This is a genomic window from Bradyrhizobium sp. USDA 4502 (genome assembly GCF_054063355.1).
In genome coordinates, this window is the sequence record NZ_JBSSGF010000001.1 from 2,928,210 (window position 1) to 2,953,110 (window position 24,901).

The following is a 24,901-nucleotide window of genomic DNA, read 5'->3' on the forward strand; positions in this document are numbered from 1 at the left end:
TTGCGCGCGTCTCGAAGGATGAATCGGCCCCGCTGGTGGCCGTCGATCCTTCAAGACGCGCGGAGCCTGTCATCGGGCCGCGCTTTGCGCGGACCCGTTGGCGCTCCTCCAGCGACAAAGGCGAAGCCTTTGCGCGGGGATGACGGGACGGACGGCGGCGTGCGTCGCGCTGAATCACCCCGCGCCGATCAGCGGCACGGCTTCGTCGCGTTCGTAGAGGTAGAGCAGGACGCGCAGCGCTTCGCCGCGTTCGCCCTTCAGCTTCGGGTTGTCCTTCATGATCCGCAGCGCCTCGTCGCGGGCCTGGGTGATGAGCTGGCCGTGCACCTCGGAGCGCGCGATGCGGTAGCCGGGCAGGCCGCTCTGGCGGATGCCGAGCACGTCGCCTTCGCCGCGCAGCTTCAGATCCTCCTCGGCGATCCGGAATCCATCCGTGGTCTCGCGGATCACCTTCAGCCGCGCCTTCGATATCTCGCCGAGCGGCTCCTTGTAGAGCAGCAGACAGGTCGAGGCTTCGGAGCCGCGGCCGATGCGCCCGCGCAGTTGATGCAGCTGCGCAAGCCCGAAACGTTCGGCGTTCTCGATCACCATGATGGTCGCCGCCGGCACGTCGACGCCGACCTCGACCACCGTGGTCGCGACCAGGAGGCCGATCTCGTGCGCGGCGAATTGCGCCATCACGCGGTCCTTCTCGGTGCCCTTCATCTGGCCGTGCACGAGACCGACGCGATCGCCGAACCGCTTCTGCAGGCTCTCGAAACGTTCGGTCGCGTTGGTGAGATGCTCGGTGCCCTCGGCCTCGGATTCATCGACCAGCGGGCAGATCCAGTAGACCAGCTTGCCGGCGCCGAGCGCGCGGCCGACGCCGTCCATCACGTCCTCGATCCGGCTCATCGGCACCGCGCGGGTGTCGATCGGCTGGCGGCCGGCGGGCTTTTCGCGCAGCTCCGAGACGTCCATGTCGCCGAAATATGTCAGCACCAGCGTGCGCGGGATCGGGGTGGCGCTCAGCACCAGCACGTCGACGGCTTCGCCCTTGGACGTCAGCGCGAGGCGCTCGCGGACGCCGAAGCGATGTTGCTCGTCGACCACGGCAAGCGCCAGCGCCTTGTAGATCACGTCGTCCTGGATCAGCGCGTGGGTGCCGACCAAGAGATCGATCTCGCCGGCCTCGAGCTGTGCCAAAAGTTCGCGGCGCTCCTTGCCTTTCTCGCGGCCGGTGAGGATCGCAACCCGTAGGCCGGCGCTCTCGGCGAGCGGCGCGATGGTCTTGATGTGCTGGCGCGCCAGGATTTCGGTCGGCGCCATCAGCGCGGCCTGCTTGCCGGCTTCCGCAGCCGCGGCGGCAGCCAGCAGCGCCACCACGGTCTTGCCGGAACCGACATCGCCCTGCACGAGGCGCAGCATCCGCACCGGCTGCTGCAGGTCCGCGATGATTGCCGCGACCGCCTCTTGCTGCGACCTGGTCAGCGCATAGGGCAGGGCATCGATGATCTTCCGGCGCAGATGACCATCGCCGGCGTTGCGCACACCGGCGGGGCGGCGCAGCGTGGCGCGGATCAGGGCGAGCGCGAGCTGGCCTGCCAGCAGTTCGTCGAAAGCGAGGCGCGACCAGAACGGGCCGTCGGGCAGGATGTCGGTCAGCTCGACCGGCACATGCACGCGGGTCAGCGCCTCCCTGATCGGCGGGAAGTTGCAGCGGCGCAGCACCTCGGGGCTGATCCATTCCGGCAGATCCGGCAGCCTGGTCAGCGCCTGCGCGATGGCGCGGCGGAGCGAGCCGATCGCAAGCCCCTCGGTCAGCGGATAGACCGGATCGATGCCGGACAGTTTTGCAAAGCCCGCTTCATCGACGACGCGATCGGGATGCACGATCTGCGGGATGCCGTCATACATCGCCAGCGTGCCGGAGACGTAGCGCTTCTCGCCGACCGGCAGCAGCTTCTCGACATAGCCGGGCTGGGCGCGGAAGAAGGTCAGCACGACGTCGCCGGTGTCGTCGCTGGCATAGACGAGGTAGGGCGCGCGCGAATTGCGCGGCGGCGGACGATGGCGGTCGACGGTGACCTCAAGCGTCACCATGATTCCGACCGCGGCGTCGCGGATCTTCGGCCGGGCGCGGCGGTCGATCACGCTCGCCGGCAGATGCAGCAGCAGGTCGACCAGCCGCGGCGTCTCGCTGCGGTCGAGCAGATAGCGCAGCAGCTTGTCCTGCTTCGGGCCGACCCCTTGCAGGGTCGTGACCTGGGCAAACAGCGGATTGAGCAGGGCTGGGCGCATCGACGAATCCAAGACCGTTTCACACCGTCATGCCCGGCCTTGTGCCGGGCATCCACGTCTTTTTTTGGAGCTGATGTCGGCCGGGTCCCGTCTACAAGGCTTCGACGGGCGCGCAAGCCCGGCGACGGCATGCGCCCAGGGAAACCCAAAACGCGGCGAATGAGGGCTGACATCGGCCATCGCCATGGCTATATCAGGCCCGCCCGGCACGTCCGGGCTTTTGGCGTTGGATGGATTTTGGGACATGACGGGATCGACACGATCGAGCAGCGGGCTCGATGACCGCCGCAAGCGGCTTTTGTTTCGCTGCTGGCACCGCGGCACCCGGGAGATGGACCTGATCCTCGGCCGCTTCGCCGACGCGACCATTGGCGAACTGTCCGACCACGAGCTCGGCGAGCTCGAGCATCTGATCGAGGTCCCGGATCCCGACCTCTATGCGGCGCTGACCGGCGACAAGGTGCTGCCGTCCGAATATGCCACCGCGCTGTTTGCCCGCATCAAGGCGTTCCGGGTCGCGGATCCCAGCGCATGAAACAGCCGATGAAATCACCGGCCGCGATGCTCGCGCCCGGCCGGGTGCTCACCATCGCCAACGTCGCCGAGGGCGCCGAGGGGCTCGTCATCTCGGATCTGGCGCGCGCCATCGCGGCGCAGCCGAAGCGTCCGGCGGTGAGCCTTGCCGTGGTGTGCCGCGACGGCGCGCGGATGCAGCAGCTCGCCCGCGCGCTGGAGTTCTTCGCGCCCGATATCGCCGTGATGCAGGTTCCGGCCTGGGACTGCCAGCCCTATGACCGCGTCTCGCCGCATGCCGGCATTTTGGCGCAACGCCTGACCGCTTTGGCCAAGTTGTCGCGGCTGGTCGGCAGCGACAAGCCGCTGATCGTGCTCACCACGGTAAATGCGGCCGTGCAGCGGGTGCCGGCGCGCGATCAGGTCGCAGCGCAAGCGCTGTCGGTTGCGCCAGGCAATGTGGTGCCGATGGATTCGGTCGTGGCCTGGCTCGAGCACAATGGCTACACCCGTTCGTCCACGGTGCGCGAGCCCGGCGAATATGCCGTGCGCGGCGGCATCCTCGATCTGTTTCCGGCCGGCCTCGACCAGCCGGTGCGCTTCGACTTCTTCGGCGACAGCCTGGAATCGATCCGCACCTTCGATGCCGAGACCCAGCGCACGCTGCTCGACATGCGCGGGCTCGATCTCGTGCCGGTGTCGGAATTCCAGCTCACCACCGAAACCATCCGGCGTTTCCGCATGGGCTATGTCGCCGCGTTCGGCGCGCCGGGGCGCGACGATCAGCTCTATGAAGCCGTCTCCGAGGGACGGCGTCACCCCGGCATGGAACACTGGCTGCCGCTGTTCCAGGAGCGGATGGACACGCTGTTCGATTATCTCGACGGCGCGACGGTCGCGATCGAGCCGCAGGGCGAGGACGCGGCGCGCGAACGCTTCTCGCAGATCGTTGACTACTATGACGCGCGGCGCGAGGCGCTGGAGCATCCCGGCAGCGGCGCGATCTACAAGCCGCTGCCGCCGGACCAGCTCTATCTGACCGAGGCCGAATGGACCAAGCTGCTCGGCGATGCGCCGCTGGCGCGGCTGACGCCGTTCGCGGTGCCCGAAGGCTCGCCCGACGTGTTCGACGCCGGCGCGCGGCAGGGCCGCAATTTTGCCCCCGAACGCGCCGACAGCAATGTCAACGTGTTCGAGGCCGTGGTCGGCCATGTCGGCGCGCTGCAGTCACAGCGCAAGAAGGTGGTGATCGCGTTGTGGAGCGAGGGCTCGCGCGACCGCATGGGCGCGATGCTGCGCGACCACAAGCTCTTGAACACGACCAGCGTCAACACCTGGCGGATCGTGCAGGCGACGCCGCGCAACGAGACCATGCTGGCCGTGCTCGGGATGGAATCCGGCTTCGAGACCGACGAGTTCGCCGTCATCAGCGAGCAGGACATTCTCGGCGACCGCCTGGTGCGGCCGCGCAAGGCGAGCCGCAAGCTCGACAATTTCATCTCGGAGGTGACGAGCCTTGCAACCGGCGATCTCGTGGTCCATGTCGAGCACGGCATCGGCCGCTTCGTCGGGCTGCAGACACTGGAAGTCTCCGGCGCGCCGCATGACTGTCTCGAGCTGCATTATGCCGCCGAAACAAAGCTGTTCCTGCCGGTCGAGAACATCGAGCTGCTGTCGCGCTATGGCTCCGACAGCGCCAATGTCGAGCTCGACCGTCTCGGCGGCGGCGGCTGGCAGGCACGCAAGGCCAAGCTGAAGAACCGGATCCGCGAGATCGCGGGCGAATTGATCAAGATCGCGGCCGAGCGGCAGCTGCACGAGGCGCCGAAATTCCCGCTGCAGCCGCATGTCTATGACGAGTTCTGTGCGCGCTTCCCCTATGAGGAGACCGAGGATCAGCTCGGGGCCATCACCTCGACCTTGAAGGACCTCGAGATCGGCCGTCCGATGGACCGGCTGATCTGCGGCGACGTCGGCTTCGGCAAGACCGAGGTGGCGCTGCGCGCGGCGTTCGCCGTGGCGCTGGAGGGCAGGCAGGTCGCGGTGGTGGTGCCGACCACGCTGCTGGCGCGTCAGCACTCGCGGACTTTCACCGAGCGCTTCCGCGGCTTCCCGGTCAATGTCGCGCAGGCCTCGCGGCTGGTGTCGACCAAGGAGCTCAACCAGGTCAAGAAGGGGCTCACCGACGGCAACGTCGACGTCGTCGTCGGCACCCATGCGCTGCTCGGCAAGACCATCAAGTTCAAGGACCTCGGCCTGTTGATCGTCGACGAGGAGCAGCATTTCGGCGTCAGCCACAAGGAGCGGCTGAAGCAGCTGCGCGCCCAGGTCCATGTGCTGACGCTGTCGGCAACCCCGATCCCGCGCACCCTTCAGCTTGCATTGACGGGCGTCCGCGAGCTCTCGATCATCGCCTCGCCGCCGGTCGATCGCCTCGCGGTGCGCACCTTCGTCGCGCCGCATGATCCCCTGATGATCCGCGAGGCACTGCTGCGCGAACGCTACCGTGGCGGCCAGGCGTTCTACGTCGTGCCGCGGATCGAGGACCTCGCCGGCGTCAAGGATTTCCTCGACAAGAACGTGCCGGAGATGAAGGTCGCGGTCGCCCACGGCCAGATGCCGCCGACCGTGATCGAGGACATCATGTCCGCGTTCTACGACGGCAAGTACGACATCCTGCTCTCGACCACGATCGTCGAGTCCGGTCTCGACATCCCGAACGCCAACACGCTGATCGTGCACCGCGCCGACATGTTCGGCCTCGCCCAGCTCTACCAGCTGCGCGGCCGCGTCGGCCGCTCCAAGCTGCGCGCCTATGCGCTGTTCACGCTGCCGGCACAGCAGAAGATCACGGCGCAGGCGGAGCGACGGCTCAAGGTGCTGCAATCGCTGGAGACGCTGGGGGCCGGCTTCCAGCTCGCCTCGCACGACCTCGACATCCGCGGCGCCGGCAATCTGCTCGGCGAAGAGCAATCCGGCCACATCAAGGAAGTCGGCTTCGAGCTGTACCAGTCGATGCTGGAGGAGGCGATCGTCAACCTCAAGGCCGGCGTCGCCGAGCCGGCCGCCGACCGCTGGTCGCCGCAGATCACGATCGGCATGCCGGTCCTGATCCCCGAGGACTATGTCAACGACCTCAGCGTGCGGCTGTCGCTGTATCGCCGGCTCGCCGATCTCGACACCGACGAGGACATCGACGCCTTCGCCGCCGAGATGCGCGACCGCTTCGGCGTGCTGCCGGACGAGGTGCGCTATCTGTTCAAGGTCGCGGCGATCAAGGCCTATTGCCGAAGGGCCAATGTCGGCAAGGTCGATGCCGGCCCGAAGGGCGCCGTGATCGCATTCCGCGACAACAGCTTTGCGCATCCGGAGCGGCTGGTGAGCTTCATCCGCCAGCACGGCCAGGCCGCCAAGGTGCGGCCCGACATGAAGGTGGTGTTCTTCCAGGAATGGGATACGCCGGAAGAGCGGCTCGCCGGCACCACCGAGATCCTGCGCCAGCTCGCCAACCTCGCGGAGAGCAAGAAGGCGGCTTAACACGCGGTCCGACGCAGGCCTCGGCTCAGGATCGGATCAAATAGGGCGCAACGTGGTCGTCGAGCAGTTTCAGGAATTGCTCGGCGAGAACGCTGAGTTCGCCGATCGTCGGCTTCAGGACTCCGACCTCGTAGTGGATCGCCGGCGCGAAGGGGCGGACGACGAGCTTGCTCGCTCCGCTGGTTCGCCTGAGCGTTTCGGACGCGCTGAGCGCGTCGACGAGGCAGACACCCGCGCCATCGATGACGAGGTTGAGCGCGACGGCAAAGAATTCACACTCGATCGCCGGATGAAACGGCGTACCGCTGGCTTCGAAGGCGCGAGATACCGCGGCATAGGTCGATCGGCTCTGCGAGGTGATGATCAGATCATGTCGCTCGAGAAGATCGGGAGTGACGACTTTCCGGTCAGCCAGTGCATGCGTTGCAGGCATCACGCAGTCCAGGGACATTCGGTAGCGCCGCAATACGACATTGGTGCGGTCGAACGGCGGCTCGGCGACTCCGAAGTCGAATGCACGTGCCGAGACCAGGCTCCGGACATTCTCGGAGCTTCGGGTCAGGAGCCTGATCGTTGTTGACGGGCGCTCGCGCTGGAAGCGGCTGACGACGCCCGGAAGCCAGACTATCCCAGGTCCCGGACTCGCGATCGTCAGAACGCCGCGCTTGCCTGCGGAGATTCCGGCAGCGGCGTCCTCCAGTTCGGCAAACCCGGCGAGCGCCCGGATCGCTTCATTGTGCAACAGATGCGCCTCCGGCGTAGGCACGATATGGCGGCTCTCCCGGCGAAACAGCGCAAACCCGACATCTGCCTCCAGCCGTTTCAAGGCCGCACTCACAGCCGGCTGCGATACCCCGAGTGCACGCGCGGCCTCGGTTGCCGATCGATGCTGCATAACAGCATGAAAAATCTCAACAAGACGCCGATCCATAACCAATATCTATATATCGTTTCGATGTCGCTCGTGGTATGAGCATGAAGGGAAACGCTAATAACACAAGGAATTTTCGCACATCACGCCGGCGAAATTCCAGATAATGTTACCGCAATCTGAGCGTGACGAGCATTGGCATTATATTTGCTTATGTTTCGAGATGAAGTCGTCTGGAGGGTCTGCGGGGATGAACACAAGCCACGCATCGTGCGCCGCGTCGGTCCTGGCCGCCGAAGCGGTGGTCAAACGCTTCGGCGCCCACACCGTTCTGAACGGCGTGGATCTTGCGCTGGGCACCGGGCAGTCGACCTGCATCATCGGTCCAAGCGGCTCCGGCAAGACGACCCTTCTGCGATGCATGGCGCTGCTGGAGGCTCCTTCCGACGGGCGCGTCGTGATGGAGGGGGCGACGGTCTCGCAGGCCCGGCCATCGTCCGATGTGCGGCTCGCTGCCCGCAAGGTGCGGCCGGAAATCGGAATGGTGTTCCAGCAGTTCAATCTGTGGCCGCACATGACGGTGCTGGGAAATATCATCGAGGCCCCGATGCGGGTGCGCGGGGTCAGCCGGGATGAGGCGGTCGTCACGGCCGAACGGCTGCTTCAGAAGGTCGGCATGGAGGCGAAGCGCGATGCCTATCCGGCCAGGCTGTCCGGAGGCCAGCAACAACGCGTCGCGATCGCCCGGGCGCTTGCCATGCAGCCGAAGATACTCCTGTTCGACGAGCCGACGTCGGCGCTCGACCCCGAACTTCGCCGCGAGGTGCTGCAGGTCATGCGCACGCTCGCGCTCGAAGGCATGACGATGCTCGTGGTGACGCACGAGATGGGCTTCGCCCGGCGCGTGGCGAGCCATGTCGTGTTCATGGACGAGGGGATGATCGTTGAGCACGGCACTCCGGCCGCCTTTTTCGAACGGCCGACAACCGAGCGCGCCAAGCGCTTTCTCAATCAGTTTGACGAGTGATCAATGCACGACAGGAGATTGAAGCTCATGCCGAATCTGCGCCGACTTGCCTTCGTTTGCGCGCTCTTTCTCTCGATGACGCCGGCGGCTGCCCAGCAGACGCAGTCGCTCCTCTACGAGATCACCAAGAGCGGGGTACTCAGGGTCTGCATCTGGCCGATGTACTATTCAATTTCGTTCCGCAATCCAGATAGCGGACAGCTCGAGGGGATCGACATCGATCTCTCCAAGGAGCTCGCCAAGGACATGGGCGTGAAGCTGGACTATGTGGAGACCAGCTTTGGCAGTTTCATCGCCGACCTGCAGGCCAACAAATGCGATCTCGGCATGTTCGGCGTCGGGGCGACGATGAAGCGCGCGCAGGCCGTCGCGTTCTCGGACCCGTATCTGACGAGCGGCGTCTATGCCGTCGTGCGCAAGGGCGGCCCTATCACATCCTGGGCGGATATCGACAAGCCGGGCGTCAACGCCGGCGTCTCGCTCGGCAGCTATGTCGAGAACTTCATGCGGTCCTACTTCAAGAACGCCAAGACCGTCGCGGTCGCACCTCCGGCCACGACCCAGGCTGAGCTGATGGCGCAACGCGTCGACGTCGTCATGACCGATTATCCGGCCTCGATCAAAATGAATGCCCAGTTCGACTGGACCACGACGGTGGCGCCGCCGGAAAACCTGTCCGTGACGCCTTACGCGTACGTCATGAACCAGGGCGACCAGATCTGGTTCAATTACGTGAACCTGTTCGTTCGCACCATCAAGCTCGATGGCCGGCTCAAGGCCGCCGCCGAGAAGAACAAGCTCGGACCGATCGTCGCGCCCTGAGACATCAGATGCAAAGCTACAGCTTTCGCTGGGACGTCATCCCGAACAATCTGGGTTTTCTTGCCTCCGGCATGGAAATGACCCTTTTCATTTCAATTGTCACGCTCGTGGTGGCGACCCTGTTGGGGCTCGTCATCGCGATCATGCAGATGTCCCGCTTCCGCTTCGCGCGCATCATCGCGCTTTCGGTCGGCGAAATCGTCCGCAATACGCCGATCCTCGTGCAGCTGCTATGGGTCTATTACGTGCTGCCGATCGTCTTCAATGTGAGGATCGATGCGCTGGCCGCATCGATCCTCGGTCTCTCGCTCTATTCGGCGGTGTTCATCTCCGAGGTCTTCAGGGCGGGCATCCAGACCGTTCCGGTCGGGCACCGCGAGGCGGCGCAGGTGCTCGGCCTGACGCCCGCGCAGAGCTTTGTGCGGATCGTTGGCCCGCAGGCGATTCGCAGCGTGCTGCCGCCGCTGGCCGCCAATTTCGTCCAGCTCATCAAATATTCCTCGCTTGCGTCCGTGGTGTCGGTCGGCGAGGTCACGCGGCGCGGCATGGAGTTGTCGTCGTCAACGTTCAGGCCGCTGGAAATATTCACCTTCATCGCGGGGGTGTATTTCGCGATCTGCTGGCCGCTCACCCACTCAATCCGCATATGGGAAGCGCGCCTTGCACGACGTTGATCGAGTTCGCCGCGCGGTTTCGAGCGATCGGACCAGCCAGGTCGTCGAGCTGGCGATGCGGCTGATCGGAGTGGCGTCGCCAAATCCGGACGGCGACACGCGCGCCGTCGCGGCGCTGGCGGCCGATCTCCTCAGGGCGCATGTGCCGGGCGTTGCGGTTGAGCTGCATCCGGGGACAGCCGAGATCGTCAACGTCGTCGCGCGGATCAAAGGCCATGCCCCCGGCCGCCGCATCGTGTTCAACGGCCATCTCGACACCTATCCGTTGGGCGAGCGGATGAGCTGGTCGGTCAATCCCGACGGAGAGGTCGTCGGCGGCCGCCTTTACGGCCGCGGCGCGGCTGACATGAAGGGCGGCATTGCGGCATCGATGGCCGCGATGGCCGCACTGGCCGAGCAGCGCGAGGCATGGGCGGGAGAGGTGGTGCTGACGCTCGCCGGCGACGAAGAAAGCATGGGCCCGTACGGCACCAAATACCTGCTCGACCAGGTCTCCCATGCCAGCGGCGACGCCGTGATCATTGGCGACGCCGGTTCGCCGATGGTGTTGCGCTTCGGCGAGAAGGGATTCCTCTGGATCGAGATCGAGGCGGAGGGCAGCGCGGCGCACGGCGCGCATGTCCATCTCGGCATCAATGCGATCGATCGCTTGCGCGAAGCGCTGGACAGAGTGAGTGAGCTGCGCAGCCTGGCAGTTGCGATGCCGGTCAATGTCACCGATGCCATCCGCCGCGCAAGGCCCGTCTCCGAACCGTTGTGCGGCGCCGGCGAAGCCGACGTCCTGTCGAACGTCACGGTCAACATCGGAACGGTGAGTAGCGGTTCGTCACCGAACCTGGTGCCGAGCCATGCGCGAGCGGCCATCGACCTGCGTCTGCCGGTCGGCGTCACGTCGGAAGCTGTTCTCGCGCTGTTGCGAGAGGTGCTCGATCTGCCCGGCATCACATGGCGCGTGTTGCGCTGCTTCGAACCCAATCACACCGACCCCGGTGACGAGATCGTCACGCGCTGCGCAACTGCGGCGACGGACATCATCGGCAGGGCGCCGGCGATCAACATGCGCGTCGGCGGCTCCGATGCGCGCTGGTTTCGCATGGCCGGAATCCCGACGGTCGTCTATGGACCGACACCTCACAACATGGGCGCGCCGGACGAGTACGCTGACATCGCCGAACTGGCGACGGTGTCGCGCGTGCACGCGCTGACCGCCTTCGACATGCTGACAAGAGAGAACAGAGAATGAGCGACGTGGTGGGTTTCGTGGGTCCGGAAACATTCATGGGATTGCCGGCGGGGTTACCGCGGCCGGGCAGCCGCGCTGCCGTGCTCGGCGTGCCGTTCGATTGCGGCACGCATCCGTTCCGCGTCGGCGCCCGGCAAGGTCCCCTGGAGGTCCGGCGGGAGTCGCGGCTCATTCGCCGCTATCATCCGTCGCTCGCCGACGTCGATGTGCTGTCATTGCTGGGGGCGGTCGATGCCGGCGATGTTGCCTTGGTGCCGGGACGCATTGAAGACGCCTTTGTCAAGATCGAGGCTGCCGCTGGCCAGATTCTCGAGCTTGGCGCGGTGCCGGTCGGGATCGGCGGCGACGGTTCGGTTTCGCTTCCGCTGATGCGCGCCGCCGCCCGGTATCACAAGGATCTCGTCGCATTGCATATCGACAGCCATACCGATGCATATCCGTATACGCCGGACGATCGGTACAATGCGGCCACGCAGTTCACCAACGCGGCGCAGGAAGGCGTGGTGAACGCCGGCCGATCCTGGCACATCGGCGTGCGCGGCTTCACCTATTGCCCGGGTGTGCTCGAACATACGCGGTCGCTCGGATTTCGCGTCGTCACGATCGAGGAGCTGATGCGGCGCGGTTTCGCGCAGACCGTCGCGGAATTCAGCCAGGTCGTCGGCGCGCGGCCGGTCTATCTGTGCTGGGACATGGATGTGTTCGATCCATCGGTTGCTCCCGGCGTCTGCACGCCCGCCTGGGGAGGCCTGTCGGCCCGCGAGGGGATCGAATTGCTGCGCAGCCTTTCAGGCTTGAATATCGTCGCGATGGATTTCAACACGGTCAGCCCGCCACAGGACGTTCAGGGGATGGCCGCCCAGCTCTGCGCCCATATGATCATGGAGGCTCTCGTGCTGCTTGCCGCGGGCATGGGGCTGTTGCCGGACTGAAATCGCGGCGGCTTGATAGGTCACCCTGACTGTGCCCTAAAAATCCGCGGGCCTTACGACGCAGCGCGCTCCGGCGTTCCGAACAGGCGGCCGAGCAGCGACAGTGCGGAATCGCCCGGCATCAGCGTTGCGACGCTGACGGCGGGCTCGGAGCGGGCATCGCGGCGGCCGTTCTGGGTGTGGCGCATCACACTCGCCAGACGCCGCGTGATCGCTTGTGCGTTGCGCAGGTCGGTGCCGGCGAATGCCACGACCAGCGAGCGGTCGTCATGCACCGCGCCGAAATCGGCCCGGCGCATCAGCCGGCTGATGATCCGTGCGCCGTCGAACTGCGCGCGCGGCTGCGTGTTGTCGAAGGTGAAGCGTGCCACCGAGAGCGCGCCGCCGCGCTCGGCGGTCTGGTAGACCGCGGTCGCGAAGTCGCGCTCGAACGCGGCCTTGGTGAGCAGGCCGGTGCGGGCATCGATCAGGCCCTTGGCGTCGATCGCCTTCAGCATGCGGCCGAGCCGCGCCTCGAAGGCGTGCTGGCGGATCATCGGCAGCGCCATGTCGGCGATGCGGGTCGGCCCGGCCGTGACGATCTCGAGATTGGGCAGCTCGTATCGCGGCGTCAGCTCGCCCGAGGCGACGATCACCGGCAACGGGCGGAAGCGGACATCCTCGGTCAGCACGGTCAGGAACGCATCCATCACCCGCGGCGTGAAGCCTTCCGCCAGCACGATGCCGTCGATGTCGCGGCTCGAGAGATGCTTGGCGGCGGCCTCGATGCTCAGTGCGCCGACCACGCCGGCGCGTTCGCCGAGCGCGACCGACAGCGTCGGGTAGGCGCCGCCGCGGCCGATCAACAGCGCGGTGGCCTCTCCGATCGGATCGATGTCAGACAGGGCGATCGGTGCCGGCGGCACCAGGCGGCGCATCACGGTAGAATGCAGCGCGCGAACGCGTAAGGACGCGTTGAGCCGGGCGACCAGCCGATCCGGCAGACCCTTGCTCTGGAAGAATGCGATCACGGTGTCGGGCAGGGTGGTCGCGGGATCGACCGCGATCAGCGGCAGATACGGCGCACGGGCGGCGGCGCGCTTGGCGAGGCCCGACAGGGTGACGAAGTCGACCCCCTCGGCGGCCGCGATGATCGCGGCCGGCTTGACCTGCTCGATGGCCCGTCCGACCTCGTTCCAGTCGGTGACCACGACCGGGAAGAGTTTCGTCTCATCGAGGGCTGCGGCAAACGACGGCTTTGTCGACGCCGATACGATGAGGACCGGACCTTGTTGGGACATTCGAACGCTCGAAACCAATGCTTAAGATCAGCAACGGCTGCGATGCTAGTTCGCATGGCTTAATGCGGCGTCAACACAATGATAAGACTAACACAATGATAAGATTTTAACTCAACCCGGCGCCACCACGGTCGCGAAATGCCTCGACCATCAAGGGGTTAAGCCCAAGTTCTGTGAGGGCGTCGCGGGCGCGCGCATTGTCCTGTGCCCGTCCGGCGAGCCGGTGGCCGCTGAGACGGTCCGGCAATGCGGTGAGCAGCGCGCCCTGGCCGAGGCGCCGCGACCACTCCTGCAGCTCCTGGGCGAGGAAGCGGTAGCCGCCGACCGTCATCACCCCCGACGGCGGCGCGGTGATGTTGACGGCCCCGGTCGCGCGATCGACCCGCGCGGCATATTCGGTGTCGACGAAATCGCGCGGCGGCGGCGCGATCAGGCTGTCGCCGGGCGGAGGCGGCGGCGCATAGGCGGCGACCGGCACCATCGGGCCGCGCAGGCCGAGCGTGCCCTTCGGCGTCAGCAGGATCTCGCCGGCGACCGATGCGCCGGGCGCTTCGCGCGGCGCACTGTGCGGCCCCGGCTTGATCACGGCCGGCGATCCGTCCTCGGCGGTGCGGCGGGCGCCGAACAGCCCGGCCTCGCCGAACAGATAGACGTCGGTCATGGTCACCCGCCGCGAGCTCCAGTGCGCGCTGGAGGCAACCTGCTCCGGCGTACGCCAGAGGCCGATCACGGTGCGCAGGCTGGGCAGGCGCTCCGACAGGCCGCGCTCGTCGAGCCGCAGCGCGAGCTGCGCCGGCGCGATCAGCGTATTGCAGGTGTGATCGTTGAACTGGGTCTCGAACGCGTCCTCGTCGAAGGGGTGGTGCAACACCAGCGTTCCGCCCGACAGGAGCCAGGTCACCAGCGACGCGCAGATGCCGGCGAACGACATCGGCGCGAACGCCGACATGATGGTGGCGCCTGGCGGCAGATCGCTCTCCAGCGACATCGCGAGCCCGCCGGCGATCAGGCCAAAATGCGCCCGCGGCACCGGACGAAGACCTTCGCTGGTGACGTCGAAGGAGATCAGCGCCGGCTTGCGGCCGTCCTGGATCATCGGGCGCGAGGCCCGGGAGTCCTCCAGGATCGCCTGGTCGAGCGACGCCATGCCTTCGGGCAGATCGGTCCCGAAGCCGCAGACATGGCGGATCGAGAACGCTTCCGCCGCGGCGTTCATGGCGATGTCGGCATAGGAGACGCCGTCGATCCGGCCGCAGCTGACGATTGCCCGCGCCGCGGTGCGGTTGAGCACAGACGTCAGCTCGGCCTGCCGCCACAGCAGCGGCAGCGGCACCACCACGAGGCCGACCCGATGCGCGGCAAGGACGGTCAGAGCGAATTCGACCGTGCCGGGCAGCTGCACGGCGATCACCGTGTTGGCCGGCAATCCGCTCTGCACGAAGTGGGCGGCGATCGCCGAGATCGCGCGGTCGGCCTGGGCATAGGTCAGGCGCTTGCGGGTCTGTCCGGTGATGCGCTGCTTGTTGAGCGGGTCGACCAGCGCCAGCGCCTCGGGTTGCCGCGACAAAGTGCGCTTGAACAGGGTATCGAGCGTTGGCGAGGTGATCGACTGGTTCACGGGTTCAACGTCGGTTGCATCGCTTCGCTCGGACCAGGTCATGCCGCGTCGGGTCGTATCACTCGGCAAATCATCTGGATTGCGTGCCGGGCTTCTGCCACCAGGTCTCCGGCAGGTAGCCCGTCAACGCCGTGGTCGAAGGCCGTTCTATCCGATTCCAGCGCGCGATCCATTGCTCTCCCAAGTTAAATAGGGGGATAGCGTAGAAGCCCGACATCAGGGCCCGGTCCAGCGCCCGCACCGCCGAGACGAAAGCCGGCCGCTCGCGTGCCGCGAGCAGCGCCGCAATCATGGCGTCGATGGCGGGATCCTTGGCGCCCATGTAATTCCTTGTGCCCGGCACATCGGCGGCCTGGCTGCTCCAGTAGAACCACTGCTCGTTGCCCGGCGACAGCGACTGGTCCCAGCGGATGGGGATCATGTCGAAGTCATAGCCGACCCGGCGCTGCTCGAACTGCACCGCGTCGACCACCCGCACCGCGGCTTCGATGCCGGCCCGCTTCAGGTCACGCTGATAGGCGAGGGCGATCCGCTCATGCTCGCGCGTCGTCACCAGGATCTCGATGCGCAGCGGCGTCCCTGTCGAGCGCTGCTTCAAGACTGTGCCGTCGAGCGCGTAGCCCGCCTCGGCGAGCAGCGCGAGCGCACTGCGCAGGAGGCCGCGGTCGCGCCCCGACCCGTCGGTGACCGGCAGTCGATAGCGGCCGTCGAGGATATCGGGCTGGATGTGCGACAGATATGGCTTGAGCAGCTCGCGCTCGCGATCGTCGGCGGGGCGGCCATAGGCGGACAGATCCGATCCGGCGAAGAAACCGCCGGCCCGCGAAAACAGTCCGAAATAATAGTTGCGGTTGACCCATTCGAAATCGAACAGCATCGCCAGTGCCTGACGCACCCGCAGGTCGGCGAATTTCGGCCGCCGGCTGTTGAAAACCAGGAATTCGGACGGCCGCGGCGTGCCGATCTTGATGGTGTCGCGGATCACCTCGCCGTTGCGCGCCGCCGGGAAGTCATAGCCGTCGTGCCAGCGCAACGGCTCGGTCTCGGTCCGGAAATCATACAGGCCGCGCTTGAAGGCCTCGAACATGCCGTTGGCCTCGCGGTAGTAATCGAGCCTGATCTCGTCGAAGTTCCAGAGGCCGCGGTTGATGGGCAGGTCGCGGCCCCAATAATTGGGATCGCGCGTGAAGGTGACGCTGGCGCCGGGCTTGACCGCCGTCACGCGGTAGGGGCCGGACCCGATCGGCGGGGCCAACGTCGTTTCCTCGAACTTCTCGGGATCGATGGCGTGCCGCGGCAGGATCGGCATCAGGCCGAGGATCAGCGGCAATTCGCGATCCGCCACGCCGCCGAAATCGAACCGGACCGTGAGCGGGTCGAGCGCCTCGGCCTTTGCGACTTTCGAATAATACTGGCGGTGCATCGGACGGCCATGGTCGCGCAGCAGCGCCAGCGAGAACAGCACGTCGTCGGCGAGTACCGGCCGTCCATCCGAGAAGCGGGCGCGTGGATCGATGTGGAATGTCACATAGCTTCTGGCGTCGTCGGTCTCGACGCTGCGCGCGAGCAGGCCGTACAGCGTGAACGGCTCGTTATTGCCCCGCGCCATCAGGCTTTCGTAGACATAACCGCGCTCATAGCCGTAGCCCCTGACCTGCTGCACGGCGATGCCCCTGATGATCAGGGGATTGAGGCTGTCGAAGGTGCCAATCACGCCCTGGACCAGGCGGCCGCCCTTGGGAGCGTCGGGATTGGCATAGGGCAGGTGGGTAAAGTCGGGTGGCAGCGCTGGGGCGCCATGCATCGCGATCGCGTGGCTCTCGGCGGCCGCCGCAGGGACCAGCCCGCTCGTCGTGTACCCCAGGACCAGCCAGATGGCGGCCCATGCGGCGCGCCAAGTGTGCCCGGGAACACGTGCGTGAGGCGCCGGATTTGATTCGCGAAACGTCACGTCCGGAGGTTTATCACAGGCGGCTGAAACTCGCCGCGAGATGGGCGCAAATCCGCTTGTCGGCATTGATCTTTCCGCGCGCCGCTGTATTGAAGGCGTGCAATTCGAAGGCGGGAACGCCTGTCACGTATCCGCCTCAATTGACTAGGAGACAGCCGCCCAAACGGCTATGTGTCGGCGCCTGCAGCGGTTTCGGGCTTCCGTTCAGAAAGGGTTTTCCGCAATGAATTTCCGTATCTTGGCCGCCCCGGTCCGGCCGCATGGGCGAATTGTTGCCCTGATGGCGGCGACGGCATTCTCTGCAGCGCTCCTGGTTCCTGCCGCTCGGGCCCAGCAGCCGGCAGCGCCGGCGCCTGCGGCACCGAAGGCTGCGCCCAAGGCGGCACCCAAGGCAGCTCCAAAGGCTCCGGCAGCCCAGGCGCCCGCCCAAGCACCGGCCGCCGGCCAGCCGCCCGCTGCGGCCGCCCAGCCGCCGGCGCAGGATCAGCAGATCCAGCTGATCTACGCCCCCTGGACCAAGTTCTGCCTGAAGGGCCAGGAAGCCAACGCCAAGCAGGTCTGCTTCACCGGCAAGGACGGCCGCATCGAGTCCGGCCAGCCGGTGATCGCCGCCGTGATCATCGAGCCGGAAGGCGAGCCGAAGAAGATCCTGCGCGTCACGCTGCCGCTCGGCATGCAGCTCGTGCACGGCACCCGCATCATCGTCGACGGCAACCCGCCGCAGCAGGCGCCCTATGTGATCTGCTTCCAGAACGGCTGCATGTCCGACTATGAAGCAACGCCCGAGCTGATCGCCAACATGAAGAAGGGCCAGAACCTCGTGGTCCAGGCGATCAATTCCAACGGCGCGCCGCTGACGCTGCCGCTGCCGCTCAACACCGAATTCGCCAAGGCCTATGACGGCCCGCCGACCGATCCGAAGGTGTTCGAGGAAAACTCGAAGAAGCTGCAGGAAGAGTTGCAGAAGCGCGCCGAAGAGCAGCGCAAGAAGCTGGAAGGCGCGGGCGGTGGCTCTGCGCAGGCTCCGGCGCCGGCCAACCCGGCGGCCAAGTAAGCACTTCAATCACGCGTTCAAGAAAACGCGAGATCATCGCGATCAAAAGGCGCCCGGAAGGGCGCCTTTTTTGTCATGCGAAACAGACTGGCTGCTGGCAGCCTGCTGCGCTGGTGATCGCGCAGATCGTGTGCGATGGTCGCCGCAGGGTGCTGCGATTGCGTCGCGCGATGAGCGCGCATCGTTGGTGCCTTGTCCGGACCAGTCCGGCGTCGAAGCACAATCATAAATCCGAGACGGGAGGCCAGACGAAAGCGCGAACAGCGCCTTCGGTGCGCAAATCTGCGCGTGGTTCTTCCGCGAATCCTGGCCGCCGTTCGCAGTCATGGAAGTCGCGCAATGTCCCAGCAAGTCAGCACGCAGCGGCGGGAACCGCGCTCCCGGCCTCGGGAGCAGCCGACCGGCGGTGCTTCGGTCGATGCTGGCGTTCGCGTCAGCCAGGACAACGTCCCCGGAACGTTTCATCCCGGCATCGTCCATCTCGCGCTGGCGATGGGCGGCTTTGCGATCGGCATCGCCGAATTCGCGACCATGAGCCTGTTGCCGTTCTTCGCCCACGACATGCACATCAGCGAGCCCCAGGCCGGCCATGCGATCAGCGCCTACGCGCTCGGCGTCGTCGTCGGTGCGCCGGTCATCGCGGTGTTGTCGGCGCGCATGACGCGGCGGACGCTGCTGATCGCGCTGATGGGTTTCTTCGCGCTGATGAACGGCCTTTCGGGGCTCGCACCCGATTATCACACCATGCTGGCGCTGCGCTTCCTGGCGGGGCTGCCGCACGGCGCCTATTTCGGCATCGCCATGCTGGTCGCGGCCTCGCTGGTCCCTACAGACAAGCGCACGGCGGCTGTCGGCCGAGTGCTGCTGGGGCTCACCATCGCGACCACGATCGGCGTTCCGCTCGCCAACGGGGTCGGGCAGGCGATCGGCTGGCGCTGGGCCTTCGCGATCGTCGCCGGCCTCGCGCTCTTGACCGCGGTCCTGGTCCTGATCTTCGCCCCGCGTGATGCCGCCAACAGCAAGGCGAGCCCGCTGCGTGAACTGTCGGCACTCGGGCGCAAGCATGTCTGGCTGACGCTGGCGATCGGCGCCATCGGTTTCGGCGGGCTGTTCTCGGTCTACACCTATCTGGCCTCGACCATGCTGGCGGTGACCCACACCTCGGCCGCGCTGGTGCCGGTCACGCTGTGCGTGTTCGGCGCCGGCCTTACCGCCGGCAACATCATCGTGCCGCGCTTCGCCGACCGCGCGCTGATGGCAACCGCGGGCAGGCTCCTGCTGTGGTCGGCGGCGACGCTCGCGCTCTATCCGCTGGCGGCCGGAAATTTCTGGACGCTGACCGCCGACGTGTTCCTGATCGGGCTGGGCGGGGCGCTCGCCACCGTGTTGCAGACCCGGCTGATGGACGTCGCGGGCGAGGCGCAGAGCCTCGCCGCCGCGCTCAACCACTCCGCCTTCAACGTCGCCAATGCGCTGGGTCCGTGGCTCGGCGGAATGGCGGTTGCAGCCGGCTATGGCTGGACGTCGACCGGCCTCGTCGGCGCGGGGCTGGCGCTGGCGGGCTTTGCCGTCTGGGCAATCGCGGTTGTCTTGGCCAAGCGCGAGGGGGTGTGAGCGTGGCAGCGCGAACGCCGTGGCATTCGCCGGAGCGCCGCCGGACCTCAGTTCAGCGACGGATTGCGCGGACGGTAGCCGCCCGATTTGTCCTTGATGAAGATCTCCGCCACCTGCGAATGCCGGATCGGCTCGCCGGACTCGTCGGGCAAGAGGTTCTGCTCCGAGACATAGGCGACGTACTCGGTCTCCGAGTTTTCTGCGAGCAAATGGTAGAACGGCTGGTCCTTGTGGGGCCGCATGTCCTCGGGGATCGACAGCCACCATTCCTCGGTGTTGTTGAACTCCGGGTCGATATCAAAGATCACGCCCCGGAAGGAGAACACCCGGTGACGGACGATCTGCCCGATCTGAAACTTGGCGGTGCGCGCTTTGATCATGGCTCGTCGATAGACCAACATTGTGGCCGATGCTAGGGGCTAAGGTCCGAATTAACCCGCGCTTTACCGATTCCAGCCCTGCAAAAACGACCCGAAATCCGGCCGAGAAACTACTTTCAGAATGATCGATATCCTCAATCTGGCGTTGCCGTATTTCGGCTTGATCTTCATCGGTTACGCGTGCGGCAAGGCCAAGGGTTTGCCCGAGAGCGGGCTCGCCTGGATGAATTTCTTCCTGCTTTACGTTTCGTTGCCGGCGCTGCTGTTCGGGATCATGTCCAAGACGCCGTTTGCGGAGCTGAACAACCCGCCATTCCTGATCGCCACCACGCTCGGAACCGTGCTCGCATTCTTCCTGGCGATGGTCGCGGGCAAGGTGATCGGCGGGCTCACGCTGCGCGAGGCGACGCTGGCCGGCCTGTCGGGCGCCTATGGCAATATCGGCTATATGGGGCCTGGCCTCGCGCTCGCCGTGCTCGGTGCCAAGGCGGCGGCGCCGACCGCGCTGATCTTCTGCTGCGACAGCATCTTCCTGTTCTCGATCGTGCCGCTGCTGATCGAGCTCACCGACCGCGACCATCCCTCGCTGCTGCACGCACTCGGCGTGGTGCTGCGGCAGATCGTGCAGAACCCGCTGATCATGTCGGCGGTGTTCGGGGCGCTGGTCGCCGCGTTTCACATCCCGATCCCGGTCGCGCTCGATCGCACCATCCAGTTCCTGGAAAACGCCGCCGCGCCGACGGCGCTGTTCGTGCTCGGCATCACGGTGGCCCTGCGGCCGTTCGAGCGGGTGCCGTGGGAGGTCCCGGGCGTGGTCGCGATCAAGCTCTTGATCCATCCGCTGCTGGCGTTCGGCCTGATGCTGCTGTTCGGCCCGTTCGCGCAGCCTTGGGCCGCGACAGCGGTGCTGATGGCTTCGCTGCCGCCGGCGCTCAACGTGTTCGTGATCGCGCGGCAGAACGACACCTGGATCGAGCCGGCGTCGGTCGCGGTGCTGATCGGCACCTTCGCCTCGGTTGTCACGCTGACCAGCGTGATGTGGTTCATCCAGAGCGGACGGCTGGTGTTTCCCTGATCGGCGCGCTTCTTATTTGACGCGATTTCTTAACGCGAACCGGTACCCACTTCGCTCGAAAACGCTTTGCTCACCGCCGCCACGATGGCGCGAGGCCTTCGCGCATCGCGAGGCGCCGCAACGGGCCGAATGCGCCGAGCAGATGCAGGCCGGCAGCACGCGCCGTCTGCATGCCGAGGAAATCGCTCAGCAGCGACCGGTTGGCGATGTCGATCGCCCAGGTCCGGCTGGCGACATCGGGGCGCCGCGCCGCCTGGTAGCGCGACAGCACATTGGGCGCGCCGGGATCTTCACCACGACCGATCGCCTGCCCCGTGATCTCGGCGATATCAGCGGCATCGCGCAGTCCCATATTGAGGCCCTGCGCGCCGATCGGCGGCAGCACATGGGCGGATTCCCCGACCAGCGCGATCCGGTCCTTGGCGAATTGCCGCGGCCGTTCGATCGCCAGCGGAAACACGTGACGGCCGCCCTGGACCTCGACGCGGCCGAGGATCGAATGCGATTGTCGCTCGGCGGCGACGGACAATTCGTCGTCCCCGAGTGCCATCAGCCGTTCGGCCTCCTTGGGCGCCGAGACCCAGACCACGCTGCTTCTGACGCCGCTGAGCGGCACGAACACGCAGGGGCCGTGCTCGGTGTGGAACTCGGTCGAGATGTTGTGGTGCGGCCGGGTGTGGGTGACGTTGAAGGTGAGGGCGGACTGCCCGAGCTCGCGGCTTGTCACCTCGATGCCGGCGGCCTCGCGGGACAATGAATGGCGCCCGTCGGCACCGACCACGAGCCGGGCGTGAAGCGACTGGCCCTGCCGCGTCACCACGGTGACCGCGGCATCGTCCGGCCGCACCGAGGCGGCTTCATCGTCGAACCGCGTCAGCGCGGACATTTCGCCGGCGCGGTCCTCGAGCGCCGCGACCAGCGAGCGGTTGTCGATGTTGAAGCCGAATTGCTCGCGGCCGATCTCGTCGGACGAGAAGCGCACCTCGGGCGCACGGATCAGGCGGCCGGTGTCGTCGACGAGGCGCATGGTCTTGAGCGACGCCGCTCGGTCGCTGCAGCGCCGCCAGACGTCGAGCCGATCCAGGATATCGGTCGAGGCACCGAGCAGCGCGGTGGTCCTGTTGTCGGCATAGGGCGCGCGGCGCGCCAGCAGCGCAGTCCGCGCACCTGCGTCGGCAAGGGCAATCGCAGCCGTTAATCCGGCCGGACCGCCGCCTATTACGATAACGTCATAATCCAGCGAGCTGTCGGTCATATCAGGACATTTGACATGCTTGGCCCGATTTTCAAGCCATCGGTAACCACCAAGAGTTTCCAACGCTTTGCGCGGCGGAACGCCGCAAGACCGCATATGCAAACCGGTCCGATTCCTGATAGCACTCGGCCGATGGAGCATTCGAGCCAGCCCGATGCGTTGCCAGAACGGATGCGGACCGCCGCATTCACCGTTCATATTTTCACGGCGCTCGGCGCCGGGGTCGCGCTGCTGGCGATGCTGGAGGCGGTGCGCGAGCACTGGGCCAACATGTTCGCCTGGCTCGGGGTTGCGCTCATCATCGACGGGATCGACGGCCCGCTGGCGCGCCGGCTCGACGTGGTGCGGCTGCAGCCGAACTGGTCGGGCGAGGTGCTCGACCTGGTGGTTGATTTCGTCACCTATGTGTTCGTGCCGGCCTATGCGATCACCGCGAGCGGCATGCTGCTGCCGCTGGCGGCGCCGATCCTCGGCATCGGCATCGTGGTCTCCAGCGCGCTGTATTTCGCCGACCGCCGCATGAAGGCCGATGACAACCATTTCCGCGGTTTCCCGGCGCTGTGGAATGCGGCGGCGTTCTACCTGTTCCTGCTGCACCTGCCGCCGGTGCTGTCGACGATCGTGGTCGCGGCCCTGATCGCGCTGACCTTCGCGCCGTTCCACGTGCTGCATCCGCTGCGTGTGGTGCGGCTGCGCTGGCTGACGCTGTGGCTGCTCGGCGCATGGGCACTGCTCGGCATGTACACGCTTGCCAACGATTTCGTGGTCGGAGCCCCGATCACCTTCGGTCTCTGCGCCATCGCCGTCTACATCATCGGCAGCGATACCGTGATCCGCCGGATGAAAGCCTTCAGAGCATGATGCAACTGATCACCAGCCCGGAAGCCTGGGCGGCGCTGCTGACCCTGACTGCGCTCGAGATCGTGCTCGGCATCGACAACGTGATTTTCCTGTCGGTGATCGTGTCGCGGATCCCGCCGGCGCAGGCCAAGCGCGCGCGGCAGATCGGCCTGCTGCTGGCGCTGGTGTTCCGCATTGTGCTGCTCTCGATCCTGGTCTGGCTGATCGGGCTGACCCAACCGGTGATCACCGTCAGCGACGTCGCGCTGTCGTGGCGCGACATCATCCTGATCGGCGGCGGCCTGTTCCTGATCGCGAAAGCGACCCATGAGATCCACGGCGAGGTCGAGGCGCGCGAGGCGGACGCCGATGACAGGCCGAGCGCCAGCGCGTTCTTCTGGGTGATCGTGCAGATCATCATCATCGACCTGGTGTTCTCGCTGGATTCGATCATCACCGCGATCGGCATGGCGCAGGACATCGAGATCATGATCGCGGCGGTGGTGATCGCCTGCGCCATCATGTACATCTCGTCGGGACCGGTGGCGCGGTTTGTCGCGGAGCATCCGACCACCAAGATGCTGGCGCTGGCCTTCCTGGTGCTGATCGGCGTGGCGCTGGTGGCCGACGGCTTCAAATTCCACATCCCGCGCGGCTACATCTATTTCGCGATCGCCTTCTCGGCCGCGGTCGAGGCGTTCAACGTCATGGCCAAGCGCAACCGCAGGAAGCCGGCGCGCTGATGGGCATGATCTCCGCGCAAACGCTGCGCGTTTGTCGCGAGGGAAAGCCGCTTCGCACTTTTCCGGATCGTGCCGTAGCCGGTTCCGGCCCGCTTGGTTGACAAGCCGGCCGCGATGGCATTCGCTCGCTTGACGCTGATATTGAGGGGAGCGACGACATGACCAAGGCTGTGCGCGTGCACCAGGTGGGAGGCCCGGAAGTCCTAACCTACGAGGACGTCGAGGTGGGCGCGCCGGGGACGGGCGAGGTCCGGATCCGCCAGCATGCGGTCGGTCTGAACTTCATCGACGTCTATTTCCGCACCGGCCTCTACAAGGCGCCCGGCCTGCCGTTCATTGCCGGCAATGAGGCTGCAGGCGAGGTGTTGGCCGTGGGTCCGGGCGTGACCAATTTCCACCCCGGCGATCGCGTCGCCTACTACTACAATCTCGGCGGCTACGCGTCCGAGCGCGTCATCCCGGCCGACAAGCTCGTCAAGCTGCCCGACCATATCACCTACGAGCAGGGCGCCGTGCTGATGCTGAAGGGCCTCACGGTCTGGTATCTCCTGCACAAGACCTTCAAGGTCGAGCACGGCCATCGCGTGCTGATCCACGCCGCGGCGGGCGGCATCGGGCTGCTCGCCTGCCAATGGGCGCGGGCGCTCGGCGCGCATGTCATCGGTACCGTCGGCTCGAAGGCGAAGGCCGATCTCGCACTCGCCAATGGCTGCGATCACGTCATCCTCTACAACGAGGAGAACTTCGTCGAACGCGTCAAGCAGATCAGCCGGGGCGAGCTCTGCGACGTCGTCTATGACGGCGTCGGCAAGACCACGTTCCCGGGATCGCTGTCCTGCCTCAGGCCACGCGGTCTGTTCGTCTCCTTCGGCAACGCGTCGGGCCCGGTACCGCCGTTCCCGCTCGCCGAGCTCAACAACCACGGCTCGCTGTTCGCGACGCGGCCCAAGCTCAACGACTATGTCGGCACCCGCAAGGAATTGCTCGAAGGCGCCGACACGCTGTTCGCCGCCGTGATCAACGGCAAGCTGCATGTGCCGATCAACCACGCCTATGCGCTGAAGGATGCGGCCAAGGCGCATATCGACCTGGAGAGCCGGACGACGACGGGCGCAGCGATCCTGCGGCCGTAATTCTCGCCGTCATTGCGAGCGAAGCGAAGCAATCCACCTCTCCACCCGGGAAGATGGAT

20 protein-coding genes are annotated in these 24,901 nt (G+C 66.1%); 13 read left to right on the plus strand and 7 right to left on the minus strand.

The genetic code is table 11. From position 1 onward, the window contains the following. Positions 1 to 174: 174 nt before the first annotated feature. Positions 175 to 2,280: an ATP-dependent DNA helicase RecG gene (gene recG / locus ACVW1B_RS13365; RefSeq protein ID WP_456821638.1), complete on the minus strand. Its 2,106-nt coding sequence runs from the start codon at positions 2,278 to 2,280 to the stop codon at positions 175 to 177. A 244-nt stretch (positions 2,281 to 2,524) separates the two neighbouring features. Between recG and ACVW1B_RS13370 the strand changes: the two genes are divergently transcribed. Both ACVW1B_RS13370 and mfd read left to right on the plus strand, forming a co-directional pair. Next, positions 2,525 to 2,815 (plus strand): FAD assembly factor SdhE, encoded by a 291-nt coding sequence (locus ACVW1B_RS13370; RefSeq protein ID WP_057018711.1) that lies wholly within the window; start codon positions 2,525 to 2,527, stop codon positions 2,813 to 2,815. Beyond that, positions 2,812 to 6,330 carry a transcription-repair coupling factor gene (mfd, locus tag ACVW1B_RS13375; RefSeq protein WP_456780571.1) on the plus strand — a complete coding sequence of 1,173 codons (3,519 nt, stop codon included), beginning with the start codon at positions 2,812 to 2,814 and terminating at the stop codon, positions 6,328 to 6,330. Before ACVW1B_RS13370 ends, mfd begins: the two co-directional genes overlap by 4 nt. A 25-nt stretch (positions 6,331 to 6,355) precedes the next feature. Here the strand turns inward: mfd and ACVW1B_RS13380 are convergent, their stop codons facing one another. After that, positions 6,356 to 7,261 (minus strand): LysR family transcriptional regulator, encoded by a 906-nt coding sequence (locus tag ACVW1B_RS13380; RefSeq protein WP_076828905.1) that lies wholly within the window; start codon positions 7,259 to 7,261, stop codon positions 6,356 to 6,358. A gap of 190 nt (positions 7,262 to 7,451) precedes the next feature. Between ACVW1B_RS13380 and ACVW1B_RS13385 the strand changes: the two genes are divergently transcribed. From ACVW1B_RS13385 to ACVW1B_RS13405, 5 genes are read left to right on the plus strand one after another with little or no spacing between them, the layout of a single operon-like run. After that, positions 7,452 to 8,228: an amino acid ABC transporter ATP-binding protein gene (locus ACVW1B_RS13385; RefSeq protein WP_038386315.1), complete on the plus strand. Its 777-nt coding sequence runs from the start codon at positions 7,452 to 7,454 to the stop codon at positions 8,226 to 8,228. A 27-nt stretch (positions 8,229 to 8,255) separates the two neighbouring features. Further along, complete coding sequence (locus ACVW1B_RS13390) at positions 8,256 to 9,050, plus strand: ABC transporter substrate-binding protein (RefSeq protein ID WP_456821639.1); 795 nt, start codon at positions 8,256 to 8,258, stop codon at positions 9,048 to 9,050. 8 nt (positions 9,051 to 9,058) lie between these two features. Next, the gene (locus ACVW1B_RS13395) at positions 9,059 to 9,724 is read left to right on the plus strand and encodes an amino acid ABC transporter permease (RefSeq protein WP_456780569.1); all 666 of its coding nucleotides are present in this window, start codon (positions 9,059 to 9,061) and stop codon (positions 9,722 to 9,724) included. Further along, positions 9,711 to 10,967, plus strand: a complete 1,257-nt coding sequence (locus tag ACVW1B_RS13400; RefSeq protein ID WP_456821640.1) for a M20/M25/M40 family metallo-hydrolase — start codon at positions 9,711 to 9,713, stop codon at positions 10,965 to 10,967. Before ACVW1B_RS13395 ends, ACVW1B_RS13400 begins: the two co-directional genes overlap by 14 nt. Then, positions 10,964 to 11,899 (plus strand): arginase family protein, encoded by a 936-nt coding sequence (locus ACVW1B_RS13405; RefSeq protein WP_456780567.1) that lies wholly within the window; start codon positions 10,964 to 10,966, stop codon positions 11,897 to 11,899. The genes ACVW1B_RS13400 and ACVW1B_RS13405 overlap by 4 nt, the downstream gene beginning before the upstream one ends. Before the next feature lie 53 nt (positions 11,900 to 11,952). Here ACVW1B_RS13405 and ACVW1B_RS13410 read toward each other — a convergent pair whose 3' ends face one another. The 3 genes from ACVW1B_RS13410 to ACVW1B_RS13420 all read right to left on the minus strand — a co-directional run bounded on the left by ACVW1B_RS13410 (position 11,953) and on the right by ACVW1B_RS13420 (position 16,601). After that, on the minus strand, positions 11,953 to 13,179 hold the full coding sequence (locus ACVW1B_RS13410) for a GGDEF domain-containing protein (protein WP_253608650.1): 1,227 nt from the start codon (positions 13,177 to 13,179) through the stop codon (positions 11,953 to 11,955). A gap of 106 nt (positions 13,180 to 13,285) precedes the next feature. Then, positions 13,286 to 14,839 (minus strand): AMP-binding protein, encoded by a 1,554-nt coding sequence (locus tag ACVW1B_RS13415; protein ID WP_456792195.1) that lies wholly within the window; start codon positions 14,837 to 14,839, stop codon positions 13,286 to 13,288. A 28-nt stretch (positions 14,840 to 14,867) separates the two neighbouring features. Further along, a complete protein-coding gene (locus tag ACVW1B_RS13420) occupies positions 14,868 to 16,601 on the minus strand; it encodes an extracellular solute-binding protein (protein ID WP_310879262.1) in 1,734 nt (577 codons plus the stop codon). Between the two features lie 370 nt (positions 16,602 to 16,971). On the opposite strand from ACVW1B_RS13420, the gene ACVW1B_RS13425 reads away from it, so the two are divergent. Both ACVW1B_RS13425 and ACVW1B_RS13430 read left to right on the plus strand, forming a co-directional pair. Further along, entirely contained in the window at positions 16,972 to 17,802 is an 831-nt protein-coding gene (locus ACVW1B_RS13425) for an invasion associated locus B family protein (protein ID WP_028340693.1), read from the plus strand. 339 nt (positions 17,803 to 18,141) lie between these two features. Continuing rightward, complete coding sequence (locus ACVW1B_RS13430) at positions 18,142 to 19,416, plus strand: MFS transporter (protein WP_456780565.1); 1,275 nt, start codon at positions 18,142 to 18,144, stop codon at positions 19,414 to 19,416. Positions 19,417 to 19,463: 47 nt separating this feature from the next. Here the strand turns inward: ACVW1B_RS13430 and hspQ are convergent, their stop codons facing one another. Further along, the gene (hspQ, locus tag ACVW1B_RS13435; RefSeq protein ID WP_021081543.1) at positions 19,464 to 19,796 is read right to left on the minus strand and encodes a heat shock protein HspQ; all 333 of its coding nucleotides are present in this window, start codon (positions 19,794 to 19,796) and stop codon (positions 19,464 to 19,466) included. Between the two features lie 121 nt (positions 19,797 to 19,917). Here hspQ and ACVW1B_RS13440 point away from each other — a divergent pair, with 121 nt between their 5' ends. Then, positions 19,918 to 20,871 (plus strand): AEC family transporter, encoded by a 954-nt coding sequence (locus ACVW1B_RS13440; RefSeq protein WP_016845765.1) that lies wholly within the window; start codon positions 19,918 to 19,920, stop codon positions 20,869 to 20,871. 70 nt (positions 20,872 to 20,941) lie between these two features. Here the strand turns inward: ACVW1B_RS13440 and ACVW1B_RS13445 are convergent, their stop codons facing one another. Continuing rightward, the gene (locus ACVW1B_RS13445; protein WP_456780564.1) at positions 20,942 to 22,126 is read right to left on the minus strand and encodes a UbiH/UbiF family hydroxylase; all 1,185 of its coding nucleotides are present in this window, start codon (positions 22,124 to 22,126) and stop codon (positions 20,942 to 20,944) included. A 132-nt stretch (positions 22,127 to 22,258) separates the two neighbouring features. On the opposite strand from ACVW1B_RS13445, the gene pcsA reads away from it, so the two are divergent. From pcsA to ACVW1B_RS13460, 3 genes are all read left to right on the plus strand, one after another. Then, positions 22,259 to 22,987: a phosphatidylcholine synthase gene (gene pcsA, locus ACVW1B_RS13450; protein ID WP_456780563.1), complete on the plus strand. Its 729-nt coding sequence runs from the start codon at positions 22,259 to 22,261 to the stop codon at positions 22,985 to 22,987. Further along, positions 22,984 to 23,709, plus strand: coding sequence for a TerC family protein (locus ACVW1B_RS13455; protein ID WP_456780562.1), 726 nt, complete (start codon positions 22,984 to 22,986; stop codon positions 23,707 to 23,709). The genes pcsA and ACVW1B_RS13455 overlap by 4 nt, the downstream gene beginning before the upstream one ends. Before the next feature lie 158 nt (positions 23,710 to 23,867). Continuing rightward, entirely contained in the window at positions 23,868 to 24,842 is a 975-nt protein-coding gene (locus ACVW1B_RS13460) for a quinone oxidoreductase family protein (RefSeq protein ID WP_456780561.1), read from the plus strand. Positions 24,843 to 24,901: the final 59 nt, after the last annotated feature.